At 70.7% G+C, this 15,824-nt stretch carries 13 protein-coding genes, 1 tRNA gene and 2 pseudogenes; 8 read left to right on the top strand and 8 right to left on the bottom strand.

The genetic code is table 11. The annotated features are described in order from the left end of the window. The first annotated feature begins 20 nt into the window (after nucleotides 1-20). The 3 genes and pseudogenes from CCL05_RS19990 to CCL05_RS20000 form a co-directional block, all read left to right on the top strand. Nucleotides 21-1,526 carry a CoA-acylating methylmalonate-semialdehyde dehydrogenase gene (locus CCL05_RS19990; protein ID WP_086561864.1) on the top strand — a complete coding sequence of 502 codons (1,506 nt, stop codon included), beginning with the start codon at nucleotides 21-23 and terminating at the stop codon, nucleotides 1,524-1,526. Between the two features lie 21 nt (nucleotides 1,527-1,547). Beyond that, on the top strand, nucleotides 1,548-2,333 hold the full coding sequence (locus tag CCL05_RS19995; protein WP_086561865.1) for a GntR family transcriptional regulator: 786 nt from the start codon (nucleotides 1,548-1,550) through the stop codon (nucleotides 2,331-2,333). A gap of 155 nt (nucleotides 2,334-2,488) precedes the next feature. Beyond that, nucleotides 2,489-2,781: pseudogene (locus CCL05_RS20000) on the top strand (NAD-dependent epimerase/dehydratase family protein); the annotation flags it as partial. Between the two features lie 24 nt (nucleotides 2,782-2,805). Here the strand turns inward: CCL05_RS20000 and CCL05_RS20005 are convergent. The 7 genes from CCL05_RS20005 to CCL05_RS20035 form a co-directional block, all read right to left on the bottom strand. Further along, nucleotides 2,806-3,630 carry a DUF427 domain-containing protein gene (locus tag CCL05_RS20005; protein WP_086561866.1) on the bottom strand — a complete coding sequence of 275 codons (825 nt, stop codon included), beginning with the start codon at nucleotides 3,628-3,630 and terminating at the stop codon, nucleotides 2,806-2,808. Nucleotides 3,631-3,686: 56 nt separating this feature from the next. Next, on the bottom strand, nucleotides 3,687-4,670 hold the full coding sequence (locus CCL05_RS20010) for an aldo/keto reductase (RefSeq protein WP_086561867.1): 984 nt from the start codon (nucleotides 4,668-4,670) through the stop codon (nucleotides 3,687-3,689). Nucleotides 4,671-4,787: 117 nt separating this feature from the next. Continuing rightward, the gene (locus tag CCL05_RS20015) at nucleotides 4,788-5,975 is read right to left on the bottom strand and encodes an ABC transporter ATP-binding protein (protein WP_086561868.1); all 1,188 of its coding nucleotides are present in this window, start codon (nucleotides 5,973-5,975) and stop codon (nucleotides 4,788-4,790) included. A 42-nt stretch (nucleotides 5,976-6,017) separates the two neighbouring features. Further along, entirely contained in the window at nucleotides 6,018-6,851 is an 834-nt protein-coding gene (locus CCL05_RS20020) for a carbohydrate ABC transporter permease (protein WP_086561869.1), read from the bottom strand. Continuing rightward, complete coding sequence (locus tag CCL05_RS20025) at nucleotides 6,851-7,798, bottom strand: carbohydrate ABC transporter permease (RefSeq protein WP_425275929.1); 948 nt, start codon at nucleotides 7,796-7,798, stop codon at nucleotides 6,851-6,853. Before CCL05_RS20025 ends, CCL05_RS20020 begins: the two co-directional genes overlap by 1 nt. A 2-nt stretch (nucleotides 7,799-7,800) precedes the next feature. Further along, on the bottom strand, nucleotides 7,801-9,009 hold the full coding sequence (locus CCL05_RS20030) for an ABC transporter substrate-binding protein (protein ID WP_244204337.1): 1,209 nt from the start codon (nucleotides 9,007-9,009) through the stop codon (nucleotides 7,801-7,803). A gap of 444 nt (nucleotides 9,010-9,453) precedes the next feature. Beyond that, nucleotides 9,454-9,530: transfer RNA gene (locus tag CCL05_RS20035), tRNA-Pro, on the bottom strand. 98 nt (nucleotides 9,531-9,628) lie between these two features. Between CCL05_RS20035 and CCL05_RS20040 the strand changes: the two genes are divergently transcribed. The 4 genes from CCL05_RS20040 to CCL05_RS20055 all read left to right on the top strand — a co-directional run bounded on the left by CCL05_RS20040 (nucleotide 9,629) and on the right by CCL05_RS20055 (nucleotide 14,434). Next, a complete protein-coding gene (locus CCL05_RS20040) occupies nucleotides 9,629-10,204 on the top strand; it encodes a DUF309 domain-containing protein (protein WP_086561871.1) in 576 nt (191 codons plus the stop codon). A gap of 401 nt (nucleotides 10,205-10,605) precedes the next feature. Beyond that, nucleotides 10,606-11,397: a precorrin-6A synthase (deacetylating) gene (gene cobF, locus CCL05_RS20045; protein WP_086561872.1), complete on the top strand. Its 792-nt coding sequence runs from the start codon at nucleotides 10,606-10,608 to the stop codon at nucleotides 11,395-11,397. A 71-nt stretch (nucleotides 11,398-11,468) separates the two neighbouring features. After that, entirely contained in the window at nucleotides 11,469-13,544 is a 2,076-nt protein-coding gene (locus CCL05_RS20050; protein WP_167409588.1) for an MDR family MFS transporter, read from the top strand. 77 nt (nucleotides 13,545-13,621) lie between these two features. Beyond that, nucleotides 13,622-14,434, top strand: coding sequence for an HAD-IIA family hydrolase (locus tag CCL05_RS20055; protein WP_086561874.1), 813 nt, complete (start codon nucleotides 13,622-13,624; stop codon nucleotides 14,432-14,434). On the opposite strand, the gene CCL05_RS20060 is transcribed toward CCL05_RS20055, so the two are convergent. Next, a complete protein-coding gene (locus CCL05_RS20060; RefSeq protein WP_086561875.1) occupies nucleotides 14,420-15,199 on the bottom strand; it encodes a sulfite exporter TauE/SafE family protein in 780 nt (259 codons plus the stop codon). The genes CCL05_RS20055 and CCL05_RS20060 overlap by 15 nt on opposite strands. A 170-nt stretch (nucleotides 15,200-15,369) precedes the next feature. Here CCL05_RS20060 and CCL05_RS46285 point away from each other — a divergent pair. After that, nucleotides 15,370-15,537, top strand: a pseudogene (locus tag CCL05_RS46285) (DUF6193 family natural product biosynthesis protein); the annotation flags it as partial. Nucleotides 15,538-15,824: the final 287 nt, after the last annotated feature.

The following is a 15,824-nucleotide window of genomic DNA, read 5'->3' on the forward strand; positions in this document are numbered from 1 at the left end:
ACGAAAGGCCCTTGCTCCCCATGAAGACCATCACCCACTGGATCGACGGCAAGCCCGTCGAAGGCACCTCCGGCCGCTTCGGCCCCGTCTACAACCCGGCCACCGGCGCCCAGGAGAAGCAGGTCGCGTTCGCGACCGTCGACGAGGTGGACGCCGCCGTCGCCTCCGCCAAGGCCGCCTTCGAGTCCTGGGGCGCCTCCTCCCTCGCCAAGCGCACGGCGGTGCTGTTCAAGTACCGCGAGCTGCTGGACGCCCACCGCGACGAGATCGCCGAGCTGATCACCGCCGAGCACGGCAAGGTGCACTCCGACGCGCTCGGCGAGGTCGCGCGCGGCATGGAGATCGTCGAACTCGCGTGCGGGATCAGCGTCCAGCTCAAGGGCGAGCTGTCCACGCAGGTCTCCACCCGGGTCGACGTGGCCTCGATCCGCCAGCCGCTGGGCGTGGTCGCGGGCATCACGCCCTTCAACTTCCCGGCGATGGTGCCGATGTGGATGTTCCCGCTGGCCATCGCGTGCGGCAACACGTTCGTGCTGAAGCCGTCGGAGAAGGACCCGTCGGCCTCCTTCCGCCTGGCCGAGCTGGCTTCCGAAGCGGGCCTGCCGGACGGCGTGCTGAACGTCGTGCAGGGCGACAAGACGGCTGTGGACCGCATCCTGGAGCACCCGGACATCGAGGCGGTCTCCTTCGTCGGTTCGACCCCGATCGCCAAGTACATCCAGCTCAAGGCGGTCGAGCACGGCAAGCGCGTGCAGGCCCTGGGCGGCGCCAAGAACCACATGCTGGTCCTGCCCGACGCCGACCTGGACCTCGCCGCCGACCAGGCGATCAACGCGGCCTACGGCTCCGCGGGCGAACGCTGCATGGCCGTGTCCGTCGTGGTCGCGGTCGGCGACACCGGTGACGAGCTGGTCGGCAGGATCGCGGAGCGGGCGAAGAACCTGAAGATCGGCCCCGGCAACGACCCGGCGTCCGAGATGGGCCCGCTGATCACCCGCGAGCACCGGGACAAGGTCGCCTCGTACGTGGCGAGCGCGGCCGAGCAGGGCGCCGAGGTCGTCGTGGACGGCACCGGCTTCTCGGTCGACGACCACCCTGAATGCGCTGACGGCTTCTTCCTCGGCGTCTCCCTCCTGGACCGGGTCCCGCTGACGGCGGACGCGTACCGGGACGAGATCTTCGGCCCGGTGCTGTGCGTGGTCCGCGCGGAGACGTACGAAGAGGCCATCAAGCTGATCAACGACTCCCGCTGGGGCAACGGCACCGCGATCTTCACCCGGGACGGCGGCGCGGCGCGCCGCTTCCAGCTGGAGGTCAAGGCGGGCATGGTCGGCGTCAACGTGCCGATCCCGGTCCCGGTCGGCTACCACTCCTTCGGCGGCTGGAAGGACTCGCTCTTCGGCGACCTGCACATCTACGGCAACGACGGCATCGCCTTCTACACCCAGGGCAAGGTCATCACCACGCGCTGGCCGGACCCGGCGGACGCCGGCGGCATCAACCTCGGTTTCCCGAGCAACTCCTGACGTCCGAAGGGGGGTTCATCCATGGCGAGGACCGGTGGCCGGGCCCGTACCGCTGCCGCGCCTGCGCTCAGCTCGCTGGACTTCGCCCTGGACCGGGGCAGTCCCGTGCCGCTGTACTACCAGCTCGCGCGGCAGCTGGAGGCGGCGATCGAGCACGGGGTCCTCGCGCCGGGGGACCTCCTGGGCAACGAGGTCGACCTCTCGGTGCGCCTCGGCCTGTCCCGTCCCACCGTCCGCCAGGCCATCCAGTCCCTCGTGGACAAGGGGCTGCTGGTCCGGCGGCGCGGGGTGGGCACGCAGGTGGTGCACAGCCAGGTCAAGCGCCCGCTGGAGCTGAGCAGCCTCTACGACGACCTGGAGGAGGCCGGACAGGGGCCCACCACCCAGGTGGTGCGCCACGAGGCCGTCCCGGCCTCCTGCGACGTGGCCGCTGCCCTCGGCGTCGCGGAGGGCAGCGAGGTCACCGTCCTGGAGCGGCTGCGCTGCACCCACGGCCAGCCGGTGGCACTGCTGTGCAACTACCTGCCGGCGTCTGTCGTGGACCTCGACGCCGCCCGTCTGGAGTCGACGGGGCTGTACAGGATCATGCGCGCGGCGGGCATCACCCTGCACAGCGCCCGGCAGCGCGTCAGCGCCCGCGCGGCCACCGCGCGGGAGGCCGCCCGTCTGGACGAGGAGGAGGGCGCGGCGCTGCTCACCATGGAGCGCACGGCGTACGACGACACCGGGCGCGCGGTCGAATTCGGGACGCACCTCTACCGGGCGTCGCGGTACACGTTCGACTTCCAGTTGCTGGTGAGGCCTTGACCGGCCTCCGGGCCCGGGTTCAAAGCCGTACATATACGCCGTAAACATACGGTGCTCGACCGCACCCGGCGCGGGAGTCAGGCATGGCCCGCAGGAACCAGTCGCCGACCGCTCGAGGGCCCGGATCCTCCTGGGCGCCCTCGACGGTCCTCGTCATGGGCGGGGCGGGTTTCATCGGCAGCCACACCTGCGTGGAACTGCTCGACCTCGGCTACGAGGTGATCGTGGTCGACAACCACTCCAACAGCACTCCGCAGGTCTTCGCCCGGGGGGAACGGATCGCCGGCCGCTTCGTCGGCGCCGTCTACGAACTGGACACCGTGATCGGCACGCCCTCTCGGCCGTCTTCGACCGACACTCCGTGGACGCCGTCGTGCACTTTGCCGCGCACAAGGCGGGGGGCCTGTCGACACGGATGCCCGTCCCGTACTACGACACCAACGTCGGCGCACGACCGCCCTGCTCGGCAGCTTCACGAGCGGCTCCCCTCCCGCAGCATCCGGCTGAACGGCGTGTCCGGGCGTTCCAGGCGCTCGCCGTCCAGCGTGATGTCGACGGCCTCGTTGAAGAAGGCTACGCGCCCCTGGATCGCCGCCACCGCGGGCAGCGGCTCGGGGTAGCTCCAGAGGATGTTGGGCGGCACATCGCCCCCGCCGCGCCAGGACCAGTACTCGGCGGTGCCCTTGTAAGGGCATCCGGTGCTGTGGTCGGTGGCGTCGAACAGGTCCAGGCGGATGTCCTCGCGGGGGAGGTAGTAGCGGGTCGGCAGAGAGGTCTCGAAGAGCAGGACGGGGGCTCGGGTGTCCGCGACGACCTGGCCGTCGATCTCGACCTGCACATGGCGGCTGCTCGGCAGCGCGTCGACGCGTTTGTGCGGGTCACGGGGGTGGATGAAGATCTCTTCCTCCTCCTCGTACCAGTGATCGAGGCCCGTGTCGGTGCGCCGGAACCACTCGAAGGCGATGTGGCCGGCCAGGTCGTCGGCGGGGAACGTCCAGGCCGCGTTCGCGCGCACCTCGCCGTCGGCGTCGAGGTCGTAGAAGATCCGGGAGCCGGTGTGCCTGCCGGTGGGCGGGTCCTGCGCCGGGCGGAGGAGGTCGGTGCGGACGTCCTCGTGCGGGAAGGCGTACTGCGGCACGGGCAGGTGGGGTTCCCAGACGAGGACGGGGTGCCGGCTGTCGACGACGGTGATGTCGCCCTTGCGGCCGCGCACCCAGCGCTCGCTGGGCTCCCACATGAGGCCTTCGGGGGTGGTCCTGATCGACCGTGCGGCGGGGTGGGCCGGGTGGGTGGTCATGGCCGGTGCTCCTTCCGGAGGTCCGGATGTCCGGTTCCCTCCACGGTCCCACGAGCTCAGTGGGCCGCGTCCAGCCTGGCCCGCTGCTCGGCGGTCAGGTCCAGGTCCACCGCGGCGAGGTTCTCCTCCAGCTGGGCCACCGAGGAGACCCCGGCGAGCGGAACGATGGGCAGGTCGCCGCCGATCTGCCAGGCCAGCACGACCTGGTTGACGGTCGCCCCGGTCTCCCGGGCCACCTCCCGCAGCGCCGCCAGCCTCGCCGGGGTGCCGGGGTGGTCGAAGTCCGCGGGCAGCCGGTCGGGGCGGGTGTAGGCGCCCTTCAGCAGGGGCGAGTAGGCGACCAGGGTCAGGCCGGGCTCGGCCCTCAGGTAGCCGAGCAGGTCGGGGCCGGCGTGGCCCAGGCTGCCGTCCGGGAAGAGGGCCTCGGGTACGTCGGTGCGGGGGCGCAGGTGGCTGTGCGCGTACTGGAGCACCTCGTAGCCGGGCAGTCCGGCCGCGGCGGCGAGGGCGCGGGCCCGTTCGACCCGCCAGGTCGCGTGGTTGCTGACGCCGAGCAGTCCTACGGTGCCCTCGGCGACCAGGTCGGCGAAGCCCTCGACGGTCTCCCGGAGGGGGACCGTGTGGTCCTCGATGTGGGCGTACAGCAGGTCCAGCTTCGCCACGCCGAGCCGCTCGCGGCTGCGTTCGGCGGACTCCCGGATCACCTTCGCCGACAGGCCTTCGGCGTTGTCGACGTAGCTGGTGCCGGGGGCGAGGGGGCGGGCGCCGAGCTTGGTCGCGATGACGATCTCGTCGCCGATGCCGCGGCTGCGCCGCCAGCGGCCGAGGAGTTCCTCGCTCTGGCCGCCCTGGCCGCCGTCGGCCCAGAAGGCGTAGTTGTCGGACGTGTCGATGAAGTTCCCGCCGGCCTCGACGTACCGGTCGAGGACGGCGAAGGACGTCTTCTCGTCCGTCACCGAGCCGAACAGCATCGTGCCGAGGGCGAGCGCGCTCACCTCGCGGCGGGTGCGGGGGTCCGTGCCGATCGTGCGGTAGCGCATGGCTGTTGCTCCCTCCCTGGCCGCCCCGGAACTCGGGGCGCGAAGGGGAGTCTTCAGCTTGGAGCGCACTTGAGGTCAAGGGCGTGCGGCGGAAAAGGCCGCACAACGCGTGCGCCGTCAGGCCGCCCTCAAGGGATGCGTGAGGTTGGCTCCGGTCCCCGGGTCGAACACGTGGGCCTTGGCCATGTCGACCTGCAGCCGCACGGGTTCGCCTTCGCGGGCACGTGTGGCGGCGTCCAGGCGGGCCACGATGTGACTGGCGTCAGCGCCGGTGTCGCGCATGCCCGAGTCCGTGGCCAGTTCCTCCAGCTCGGCGCTCGTCGCGGGACCGCCCTCCGCGGTGAAGTAGACATACACATCGGAGCCCAGCGATTCCAGTACCTCCACGGTGGTGGTGAAGACCGGGCCCGTTCGGTCACGGTCGTGCGCCAGGGCCGCGTCCTCGAACGCCTCCGGCCGAAGCCCGAGGATGACCTGGCGGGGGGCGTTCTGCCGTTCCAGTTCCCGCCTCGTACGGTCGTCGAGGGGAAGGTCACCCACGGGCGAGCGCAGGGCACCGGCCTCCAGGGTGGCGTTCAGGAAGTTCATCGCCGGGGAGCCGATGAAACCCGCGACGAAGATGTTGCGCGGGCTGTCGTACAGCTCGGCGGGTGTGCCGATCTGCTGGACCAGGCCCTGCCTCATGACCACGACCCGGTCGCCGAGCGTCATCGCCTCGGTCTGGTCGTGGGTGACGTACACGGTGGTCGTGCCGAGGCGGCGCTGCAGCCGGGAGATCTGGGTGCGCATCTGTACCCGGAGTTTGGCGTCGAGGTTCGACAGCGGCTCGTCCATCAAGAACGCCTTGGGGTCACGGACGATCGCCCGGCCCATGGCCACCCGCTGGCGCTGGCCACCCGAGAGGTTGGCGGGCTTGCGGTCCAGGTGCTCGGTCAGGTCGAGGATCCGGGCGGCTTCCGCCACCTTGGCGTCGATGGTGGCCTTGTCCACCTTGGCCAGGCGCAGCGGAAAGCCCATGTTCTCCCCGACGTTCATGTGCGGGTACAGGGCATAGCTCTGGAACACCATGGCGACGTCACGTTCCTTCGGAGCCAGGTCGTTGACGACTCGGTCTCCGATGCGCAGGGTGCCCTCGGTGATGTCCTCAAGCCCGGCGATCATGTTCAGGGTGGTGGACTTGCCACATCCCGACGGACCGACCAGGATCACGAACTCGCCGTCGGCGATCTCGAGGTCCACGTCCTTCACGGCGAGGGCCCCGTCGGGAAAGCGCTTGGTGACTCCCTCAAGGATGATCTCGGCCATGGATGGTGCCTCCTTGCCTTCATGCCTTCCGGGTCGGCCCGTTCATCCCTTGACTGCCCCGGAGGTCAGTCCGGCGACGATCCGCCGCTGGAAGAACAGGACGAAAATGATGATCGGGATGGTGATCACCACGGCGGCGGCGGCGATCGACCCGGTGGGCTGCTGGAACTGCGAGCTCCCGGTGAAGAACGCGATCGCGGCCGGCACCGTGCGCGCGGACTCGGTGGAAGTCAGCGAGATCGCGAACAGGAAGTCGTTCCAGCAGAAGATGAACACGAGAATGGCCGTGGTGAACACGCCCGGCGCGGCCAGCGGCACGATGACCATCCGGAAGGCCTGCGCGGGCGTCGCCCCGTCGACTTTGGCTGCCTTCTCCAGATCCCAGGGAATCTCCCGGAAGAAAGCCGACAGGGTGTAGATCGCGAGCGGCAGGGAGAAGGTCATGTACGGGATGATCAGCCCGACCCAGGTGTCGAAGATCCCGATGATCCGCTCGATGTTGAACAGGGGTGACACCAGGGAGATCGGGGGGAACATGGCGATCAGCAGTGACATGCCGATGAGCACCCGCTTGCCGGGGAAGCGCAGCCTGGCCACCGCATAGGCGGCCATGGTGCCCAGCACCACCGCGATCACCGTGGCGATGAGGGCGATGCCGATGGAGTTGATCAGCGCCCTGGTGAATTCGGAGGTCGCGAAGATGCCCCGGTAGTTCTGCCAGGTCCAGTCCCTCGGGATGTAGTCGCCGTCAGTGAGGGTGCTGGGGTCCTTGAACGACAGCGCGGCGATCCACCACACCGGGAACAGGGCGTACAGCACCACCACGACGTTCACGACGGTCCATCGGGCGGCGTGCGTCTTGCCTACGGCGGCCATCAGCGCTTCACCTCCGCGCCGGGTGCGGCGGCGCCGAACAGCTTGACGAAGGCGAAGGCGATGATCCCGACGCAGATGAAGATCAGGACCGAGATCGCCGACCCGATGCCCAGGTTCAGCGAGGTGAACAGGTTGTCGTACCCGAGGATCGACACGGAGCCGGTTCCCTGGGCCCCCGCGGTCAGAATGTAGATGTTGTCGAAGATCCGGAAGGCGTCCAGCGTGCGGAAGAGCAGGGCCACCAGGATGGCCGGCTTCATCAGCGGCAGCATGATCCTGGTGAAGCGCTGCCACGGGGTGGCGCCGTCCACCATGGCCGCCCTCAGGGTCTCCTCGGGGACCAGGGCGAGGCCGGCGAGCAGCAGCAGGGCCATGAACGGGGTCGTCTTCCACACCTCCGCGAGGACGATCAGCCACAGGGCCGGCCATTGCTCCGTCAGCGGGGCGTCACCGGCGGGCAGCAGCCCGGCGAGGTAGCCGAGGTCCGGGGTCCAGGCGTACTGCCACGAGAAGGCGGCGACCACGGTGACGATGCCGTACGGGATGAGGACCGACGTGCGGACGACACCCCGCGTGAAGATCGTGCGGTGCATGACCAGGGCGAGGCACATGCCGAGGACCAGTTCGATGGCCACGGACACAGCGGTGATGAACAGCGTCACCCAGAACGCGTCCCACCAGAACGGGGAGGTCAGCACGGCCCCGTAGTTGCTCAGGCCCACGAACTTCGCCTGCCCCGGAAAGCGCAGGTCGTATCGCTGGAGGGACAGGTAGACGGCGTACCCGATGGGATACGCGGTCACGGCGAGCATGACGACGACGGCGGGTGCGCACAGCAGCCAGCCGAGTCGCCGCTCCTGCCGGGCGCCCACCGAGAGCGCCGCGGTGTCCTGCCGTGTCTGCTCCGCCTCGGGGGGTACCGGTGCTCCGGCCGGTTCCGCTTGCATGCTCACGGGATCACACCCTCGGATCGCAGGGCATCGTCGATCTGATCCCTGATGGTCTCGATCGAGCTCACCGGCTTGATCCCCGACGGCGGGGACAGCGTGTGGGAGACCGCGATCGAGATGTTCTGGTAGGCCGGAGTGAGCGGCCGTACGCTCGCCGCCTGCAGGGAGGCCAGCACCTCCCGCGAGAACGGGTACGCCTTCATGAACGCCGGCTCGTCGTACAGGCCGCGCAACGTGGGCGGCAGACCGCCCTCGAGCGCGGCGGTGAGCTGGTTCTCCCGGTTGCGCAGGCACAGCGCCGCCTCGAAGGCCAGGTCGGGGTGGCGCGAGTAGGCGCTCACCGCCAGATCGATGCCGCCGATCGTGGGCCGTGCCGGGAGGTTCGCGTCGACCCGGGGGTACGGGGCCCAGCGAAAGTTCTTGAACAACTTGGCGTTGTTCGCCTTCATCGACGGATAGACGAAGGGGTAGTTGAGCTCGAACGCCGCTGCCCCCGACTCCATGGCGAGCCGGTTCTGGTCCTCCATCTGGTTGGACAGGGAGGGGTCCGCGGCCGGGGACTTCGCCAGCTCACGCATGATCCCGGCGGCCCGCGAGGCAGGAGCACCGAGAGAAGGCTCGGTCGCGCTCGCGTTGAGGATGGAGCCGCCCGCACTGTTGATCAGCGTGTTGAACCAGACGGTCAGGCCCTCGTACTGGGCGCCCTGGATCTCGACGAAGTGCGGCTTGCCCTGCCGCGCGAGGGCGCCGGCCATGTCCAGCATCTCGGCCCAGGTCCTGGGTGGGGTGGGCACCAGGTCCTTGCGGTACCACAGGAGCTGGGTGTTGGTGTTGTACGGGACGGCGTACAGCTTTCCTTTCCAGGTCGCGGTCTGCAGCGGTACGCGCAGGGTGCCCTCGACGGCCCGCCGCTTCGCTGTCCCCGTCCACTCCCGGATCCAGCGCGCCTCGGCGAACTCCGCCGCCCAGGTGACGTCCAGGCCCAGGATGTCGAGTGAGTCGTCCTCGGCGGCGAGTCTGCGGACAAGCTGCTGGCGCTGGCCGTCCGCCGCGCGCGGGAGCTTGTTGTAACTGATCCTGTAGCGGCCGCCCGACGCCTGGCTGCACCGGTCGGCCGCCTTCTGGAGCGCACCTGAGTCGTCGGGGAAGTTGTACCAGTTCAGGGTGGGCCTGCCGGAACCCTCGTCACTGCCACAAGCGGCAAGCACCGAAGTCAGCAACGGCAGTACTGCGAACGCCCGCAGCCATCGCGTCCGTCTGGGACGTCCCATGTGACCCGCATGGGGCCGGCAGCCGCACCTCGCGTGCACGCGCTCCACACCTCGTTTCCGGACGGTGGCACAGGACTCGGGCCTCGCAGCGCCTCCCTCTCGGTGAACACTAGGTGCCGCATAAGGCAAGACCAAGCACATACGGTGACAAACCGCCCAGCGACTCACTAAACGGCCGCTGCGGCACCGCGAACATCTACAGCCACCTCACCCGGCAGGCGGCCCGCGCGGCCGTCGAGACCATCGATCAGACCCTCACCGGAACCGAGAAGGTCAGACACTGCACCGACCGTGCGTCGTGGCTGCGACCACCATGGCTCCGGACGCGCGAAAGGCCGCCCTCTCGTTCATGAGAGAGCGGCCTCCGACCTGCTAAAAGCATGGTCGGGACGACAGGATTTGAACCTGCGACCCCTTGACCCCCAGTCAAGTGCGCTACCAAGCTGCGCCACGTCCCGGTGCGCGCCGCGGTGAACCGCGTGATCGCGCGAACAGCACTTTACCCCACACCCCGGGCCACGCCGAAAGTCGGCCCCCGGCGCGGGACAATCGCCGTATGGGCAGCACAGACAGCAGGGGAAGCTCCGAGAACAGGGGCCACACGGGGAACACGGCCGGGGGCCGGCCCGGCGGCGCCCGGGACCGCGACGACGAGGGGCGGGCGCGCAACGCCAGGCCTCGGGACGGCCTCGGCCGGCCCCTGCCGTACGACGCGCCGGGCGTGCCGCGGCAGCCCGAGGGCGTCGTCCGCACGCCGGAGGAGACCGTCGCCGAGGCACAGCGACTGCTGGACGAGGGGAAACCGTTCCACGCGCACGAGGTGTTCGAGGACGCCTGGAAGTCGGGCCCCGACAGGGAACGGGAACTGTGGCGCGGCCTCGCCCAGCTCGCGGTCGGCCTGACCCACACCGCCCGCGGCAACCTCACGGGCGGGGCGCGCCTGCTACGGCGCGGTGCGGGAGCGGCGGAGGAGTGGGCATCCGCCTCCGGAGAGGCGACGCCGCACGGGATCGACATCGGCAGCGTCGCGGCCTGGGCACGGGAACTGGCCGGGGAGGTGGAGAGGGAGGGCCGCCCGGTGGACGCGGGGGCTCGGGCGCCGCAGTTGCGGGGTGCGGCCGCTGGGCGCTGACCGGAGGGACACGGAGTACGAGCACGCCGAGCGCGGGACGCGCGGCTGTCACCCTGGAGCGCCGCCGCCCCGCCGGCCGGCCGCGGTGCCGCCGGCGTGGCACGTCGACCGCAGCCGCCGACCTGGGCCCGGCGCCCGCGGTGCAGGATCCCCGGCTGGGGCCACAGGCGCGGGGCCGTGCCCCGGCACCCGGCCCGGGCACTGGCACACGGCCCGATCCACACCCGCCGCACGGACACAGCCACCGCCGGCTACGGCGCTAGGCACGCTCCCGCCCCATCCGGAACGCCGGGGCGGGAGCAGCGCGCCGCTCAGTCCACTGGGCACGCCCCCCGGCGTGAGGCGTGTGCTGGAGTGGGGCGCGCCCGGCGTTGTCAGTGGGGTGCGGGAGACTCGGCGGTGTGCGGAAGATCCATGTCATCGGTATCGGCGCGGGCGACCCCGAGCAGCTCACCCTCCAGGCCGTCAGGGCGCTGCGGAGCACGGACGTGTTCTTCGTCCTGGACAAGGGCGAGGTGAAGGCCGACCTCACCCGGCTGCGGCGGGACCTGCTCGACGCGCACCTACCGGACGGGGCGTCGTACCGGGTCGTCGAGGCCCGTGACCCGGAGCGGGACCGGGCCGCCGGCGGCGCGGCGTACGCCCCCGCCGTCGGGGACTGGCGCAGCGCCCGCGCCGGTGTCTACGAGCGGTTGATCGGCGAGGAGCTCGGCGCGCAGGAGACGGGCGCGTTCCTGGTGTGGGGCGACCCCGCGCTGTACGACAGCACGCTGGGGATCCTGGAGGAGGTGCTGGAGCGGGGCGCGGTGGCGTTCGAGTACGACGTCGTGCCGGGCATATCCAGCGTCTCGGCGCTCGCCGCGCGGCACCGGACGGGGCTCAACCGGGTCGCCCGGCCCGTGCAGATCACCACCGGACGGCGACTCGCGGAGGGCTTCCCGGAGGGCGTGGACGACGTGGTGGTGATGCTCGACGCGCACCAGGCCTTCCGGCGGTACGCGCAGGACGACGTCGACATCTACTGGGGCGCCTACCTCGGCACCCCGGACGAGATCCTCGTCTCCGGCCCGATCGCCGAGGCCGCGCCCCGCATCGAGCGGCTGCGTGCCGAGGCCCGTGAGCGCAAGGGCTGGATCATGGACACGTATCTGCTGCGCCGGCATCCTCGCGACCGACACGACCGGCACGACTGAGGTGCACATCACCGGGCACCCGTGCGGACGTTCTGGCATGCGCACGTACCCACAGGTGTGAAGGTGACGTCGTGACCGTCGTGGAGGAAACCACACTGCCCGCCTCCCAGCCCCCGGTGCTGGACACCCGTCGACGCAACGTCGTCTTCGTGACGATCATGCTGGGGATGCTGCTCGCGGCCCTCGACCAGACCATCGTCGGCACCGCTCTGCCGACCATCGTGTCGGATCTGGGCGGGGCGGATCACATGTCGTGGGTGGTCACCTCGTACCTGCTCGCGGAGACCGTCGCGACCGTGCTGGTCGGCAAGTTCGGCGACCTGTTCGGCCGCAAGGTGGTCTTCCAGGTCTCGGCGATCGTCTTCATCACGGGCTCGTTCCTGTGCGGTCTGGCGACCAACATGTCCCTGCTGATCGCCTGGCGGGCGATGCAGGGCATCGGCGCGGGCGGGCTGATGGTCACGTCGATGGCGCTGATCGCCGACGTCATTCCGCTGCGCGAGCGCGGCAAGTACCAGGGCGCGATCGGTGCCGTGTTCGGTGTGTCCACCGTCATCGGGCCGCTGCTCGGCGGGCTGTTCACCGACCATCTGACGTGGCGGTGGGCGTTCTACGTCAACGTGCCCATCGCGGTCGTCGTCGTCCTGGCGGCGGCCCGGACCATTCCGGTGGTGAAGTCGGTCTCCCGGCCGGTCATCGACTACCTGGGCATCGCGCTCGTCGCGGTCGGCGCCAGCGCGCTGATCCTGGCGACGAGTTGGGGCGGCAACGAGTACGCGTGGAGCTCGGGCGTGATCATCGCCCTGTTCGTGGGCGGGGTGATCGCGCTCGGCCTGTTCTGCTGGGTGGAGACCCGGGCGCGCGAACCGATGCTGCCCATGCGGCTGTTCGCCAACCCGGTGTTCACCGTCTGCTCGGTGCTGAGCTTCATCGTCGGCTTCGCGATGCTCGGCGCGCTGACGTATCTGCCGACGTATCTCCAGTACGTCGACGGTGACTCGGCCACGATCTCCGGTGTGCGGACGCTGCCGATGGTGGCCGGGCTGCTCATCGCGTCGGTCTTCAGCGGCAGCGTCGTCAGCAGGACCGGACGGTATCGCGTGTTCCCGATCGTCGGCGCGCTGGTGATGGGCGCCGGCCTGTTCCTCATGTCCCGCATGGGGCCGGACACCGGCGCGGGGCTGGAGTCGCTGTACATGTTCGTCATGGGCACCGGCATCGGCCTGTGCATGCAGGTGCTGACCATCGCGGTGCAGAACACCGTCGACTACGCCGACCTGGGCACGGCGACCTCCGGGGTGACCTTCTTCCGTACGCTGGGCAGCTCGTTCGGCACGGCCGTGTTCGGCACGATCTACACCAACGAGCTGGCGCCCAACCTCCGCGAGGGAGTGGCGCAGGCGGCCCGGACCGGTGGCGTGGAGCCGGGCACGGTCGCCAGGGCGGCGACCAGCCCGGACGGCGTGCACGAGCTGCCGGCGGCCACGGCCGGCCCGATCATCGACGCCTACGCCGACACCCTCCAGACCGTGTTCCTGTGGACGGTGCCGGTCGCCGCACTGGGCTTTCTCGTCGCCCTGTTCCTCAAGCAGGTCCGGCTGCGCGACACCGCGCGGACGGGGTCGACCGACATGGGCGAGGGTTTCGCCTCACCGCACGGCTCGGACTCGCAGCGGGTGCTCGAGGCCGCCGTCGGCAAGATCATCGGCAGTGCGGACCTGGACACCGCGCGCCGGATCATCCTGGAGTCGGACACCCGGCTCGATGTGGCGGGGGCCTGGGCGGTAATGCAGGTCGAGCTCTTCACGCGGATGGCCGGTCATGCCAGTCTCGGGTTGATCGCCGCGCGGCGCCGGATGCCGCCCGAGGTGCTGCTGCCGGTCTACGAGCGGATGGTCGACGAGGGGTTCCTGACCCGGCACGGCTCCCTCCTCTCCCACACGGAGGCCGGCGCCCGCGAGGCCGCGGTCATCAGCAGGGCCTGGGCCTCCTGGCTGGAGGAGCGGCTGGGGCAGGACATCGGCCGCCCGTCGGACGGCGACCTCAGGATCGCGGTCGACGCGATCGCGAAGAGGCTGCTGGTGGAGGACCTGAGCCACGGCCTGCCGGGCGGGCCGGCGAAGGCCATGGCGACCAGCTCGGCGTGACGTGCGGCTGCTGCCCTGCCCGCGCCGGGGACCCGGGCCGACCGGCGGACACGGCGCGGCGTGGTTATCGTCCAGGCATGGAGTCCGTGCGTGCCGTGCTCGTCGACATCGACGGGGTGCTGACCGTCTCGTGGCGGCCCCTGCCGGGGACCGTGGAGGCGTTGCGGGAGATCCGGGAAGCCGGACTCGCCGTGCTGCTGGTCACCAACACGACGTCCCGGACGCGGGCGTCGATCGCCGGGACGCTCGCGGACGCGGGGTTCCCGGTGTCGGCCGACGACATCCTGACCGCGCCCGCCGCCACCGCCGCCTACCTCGCCGAGCACGGTCCGGGTGCCCGCTGTGCCCTGCTGAACAGCGGCGACATCGCGGAGGACCTCGACGGGGTGACCGTCGTCGACGCGGCGGACTCCTCCGCCGTGCCGGATGACGTGCCGGATGTGGTGCTGATCGGCGGGGCCGGTCCGGAGTTCGGCTACGCGGAGCTGGACCGGGCGTTCGGGCATCTCCAGCGCGGGGCCCGGCTCGTGGCGATGCACCGCAACCTGTACTGGCGTACGGCCGAGGGGCTGCGGCTGGACTCGGGGGCGTTCCTGGCCGGTCTCGAGCAGGCCGCCCGGGTGGAGGCCGAGATCACCGGCAAACCGGCCCGGGCGTTCTTCGAGGCGGCGCTGGCCCGGCTGGGCGCCGGTGCGGGCGAGACTCTGATGGTCGGGGACGACATCGAGTCCGACGTGCTCGCGGCGCAGCGGGCCGGGATCACCGGGGTCCTCGTCCGGACCGGCAAGTTCCAGCCGGAGGACCTCCGGGCCGCCGACGGCACGCCCGACCACGTGATCGACTCCTTCGCGGACCTTCCGGCGCTCCTGCGGGGTTCAGCGCAGCAGTAGCTGCAGGCCGCCCACGACCGTCGCCGCGATGACCAGCTGTTCGAACAACCGCTGGTTGATCTTGTTGACCGCCCACTTGCCGAAGAACGCGCCGGGCACGACGAACACCACGAGCGCCAGGTCGAGGAGCAGGGAGCGGCCGTCGATCAGGCCGAGTCCGGCACTGAAGGGCAGCTTGGAGACGTTGACGATGAGGAAGAAGAAGGCCGACGTGCCGAGGAAGCCGAGTTTGCGGAAGCCCGCGGACAGCAGGTACATCGACATCACCGGGCCGCCCGCGTTGGCGACCATGGTGGTGAAGCCGCCGAGGACGCCGTAGGAGCGGGCCTTGACCCGGCCCGCCCGGCTGGTGACCGACTCCGGCTCGGGCTCCTGTCCCGCGTCGGCCGTACGCCTGCGCCAGATCGTCACCCCGGCCATCAGCAGCAGGATCGCGCCGATCGAGGTCCGTACGATCGCGTCGTCCGCCCACATCAGGAACACCGTGCCGACGACGACGCCCGCGGCGACCGCCGGGAACAGCCGCCACAGTGTGGGCCAGTGCGCGTGCCGCCGGTAGGTGGCGACGGCGAGCAGGTCACCGGCGATCAGCACCGGCAGCAGCACGCCGGTGGAGGCGCGGGCGGGCAGCACCGCGGCGAAGATGGCGAGGCTGACCGTGTTGGCCCCGCTCACGGCGGTCTTCGAGAAGCCGACGAGCAGGGCCGCGAAGGCGAGCGCGGCGAACTCCCAGCCGGTGATGTGCCAGAGTGTCATCGTGTTCATGCGAGCACTGATGCTATGTGCAACGAACCGGAGCCCGCAGGGCCGTCTCGCCGGTCGGGCAGCGCCGTGCCGGTCACGTCTCCGGGTGGCGCCCTTCGTGCGTCTGACCGGCCGGTTCGAGGTGCCCGACCACGATCCCCGCGCGCTTGACGGAATCCGGGTGGCAGGGCATGCGCCAGGAGGCGAGCGAGCTGGAGTACGACTGGCAGGAGGCGTACCGGACCCTGCTCGAGGCGGCGTATGCCGAGCCGGCGCTGCGCGCGCTGGACCCGTTCACGAGTCACTGGGCGCTGCGCTTCTCGACCACCACCCGGCCGGGCCTGACCACCGTCCGGCCGTGCCTGACCGCAGGCGGCGACGGCAGGTACGGAGTGGGCCGGGGTCTGGCGACGATGTGCGTCGGGGTGGGGCAGGGGAGTGCGGTGCTGGTCGAGCGGGCGTAGCCGCCGGGGACCGAGCAACTCGGCCTGCGCGTTTCAGCGCGGTTGGCTGTCGGGCGAGGTCAGCCGAGTGCGGTCGGGCCGACGCCGGTGGGCAGCAGGCGCACGGCCGGCGCCGCGGCCTCCCGCGCCGTGGTGGACAGGCCGAGGTCCGCGGTGACGAAACCCCGGCCCACTCCGTACCT

Origin of the sequence: Streptomyces africanus (genome assembly GCF_002150735.1) — a bacterium.
GTDB lineage: Bacteria > Actinomycetota > Actinomycetes > Streptomycetales > Streptomycetaceae > Streptomyces > Streptomyces africanus.

Bases quoted from the DNA above. Each gene is read 5' to 3' on its own strand.
- CCL05_RS19990 (WP_086561864.1), top strand. From the start codon at position 21: ATGAAGACCATCACCCACTGGATCGACGGCAAGCCCGTCGAAGGCACC.
- CCL05_RS19995 (WP_086561865.1), top strand. From the start codon at position 1,548: ATGGCGAGGACCGGTGGCCGGGCCCGTACCGCTGCCGCGCCTGCGCTC.
- CCL05_RS20005 (WP_086561866.1), bottom strand. From the start codon at position 3,630: ATGACCACCCACCCGGCCCACCCCGCCGCACGGTCGATCAGGACCACC.
- CCL05_RS20010 (WP_086561867.1), bottom strand. From the start codon at position 4,670: ATGCGCTACCGCACGATCGGCACGGACCCCCGCACCCGCCGCGAGGTG.
- CCL05_RS20015 (WP_086561868.1), bottom strand. From the start codon at position 5,975: ATGGCCGAGATCATCCTTGAGGGAGTCACCAAGCGCTTTCCCGACGGG.
- CCL05_RS20020 (WP_086561869.1), bottom strand. From the start codon at position 6,851: ATGGCCGCCGTAGGCAAGACGCACGCCGCCCGATGGACCGTCGTGAAC.
- CCL05_RS20025 (WP_425275929.1), bottom strand. From the start codon at position 7,798: ATGCAAGCGGAACCGGCCGGAGCACCGGTACCCCCCGAGGCGGAGCAG.
- CCL05_RS20040 (WP_086561871.1), top strand. From the start codon at position 9,629: ATGGGCAGCACAGACAGCAGGGGAAGCTCCGAGAACAGGGGCCACACG.
- CCL05_RS20055 (WP_086561874.1), top strand. From the start codon at position 13,622: ATGGAGTCCGTGCGTGCCGTGCTCGTCGACATCGACGGGGTGCTGACC.
- CCL05_RS20060 (WP_086561875.1), bottom strand. From the start codon at position 15,199: ATGAACACGATGACACTCTGGCACATCACCGGCTGGGAGTTCGCCGCG.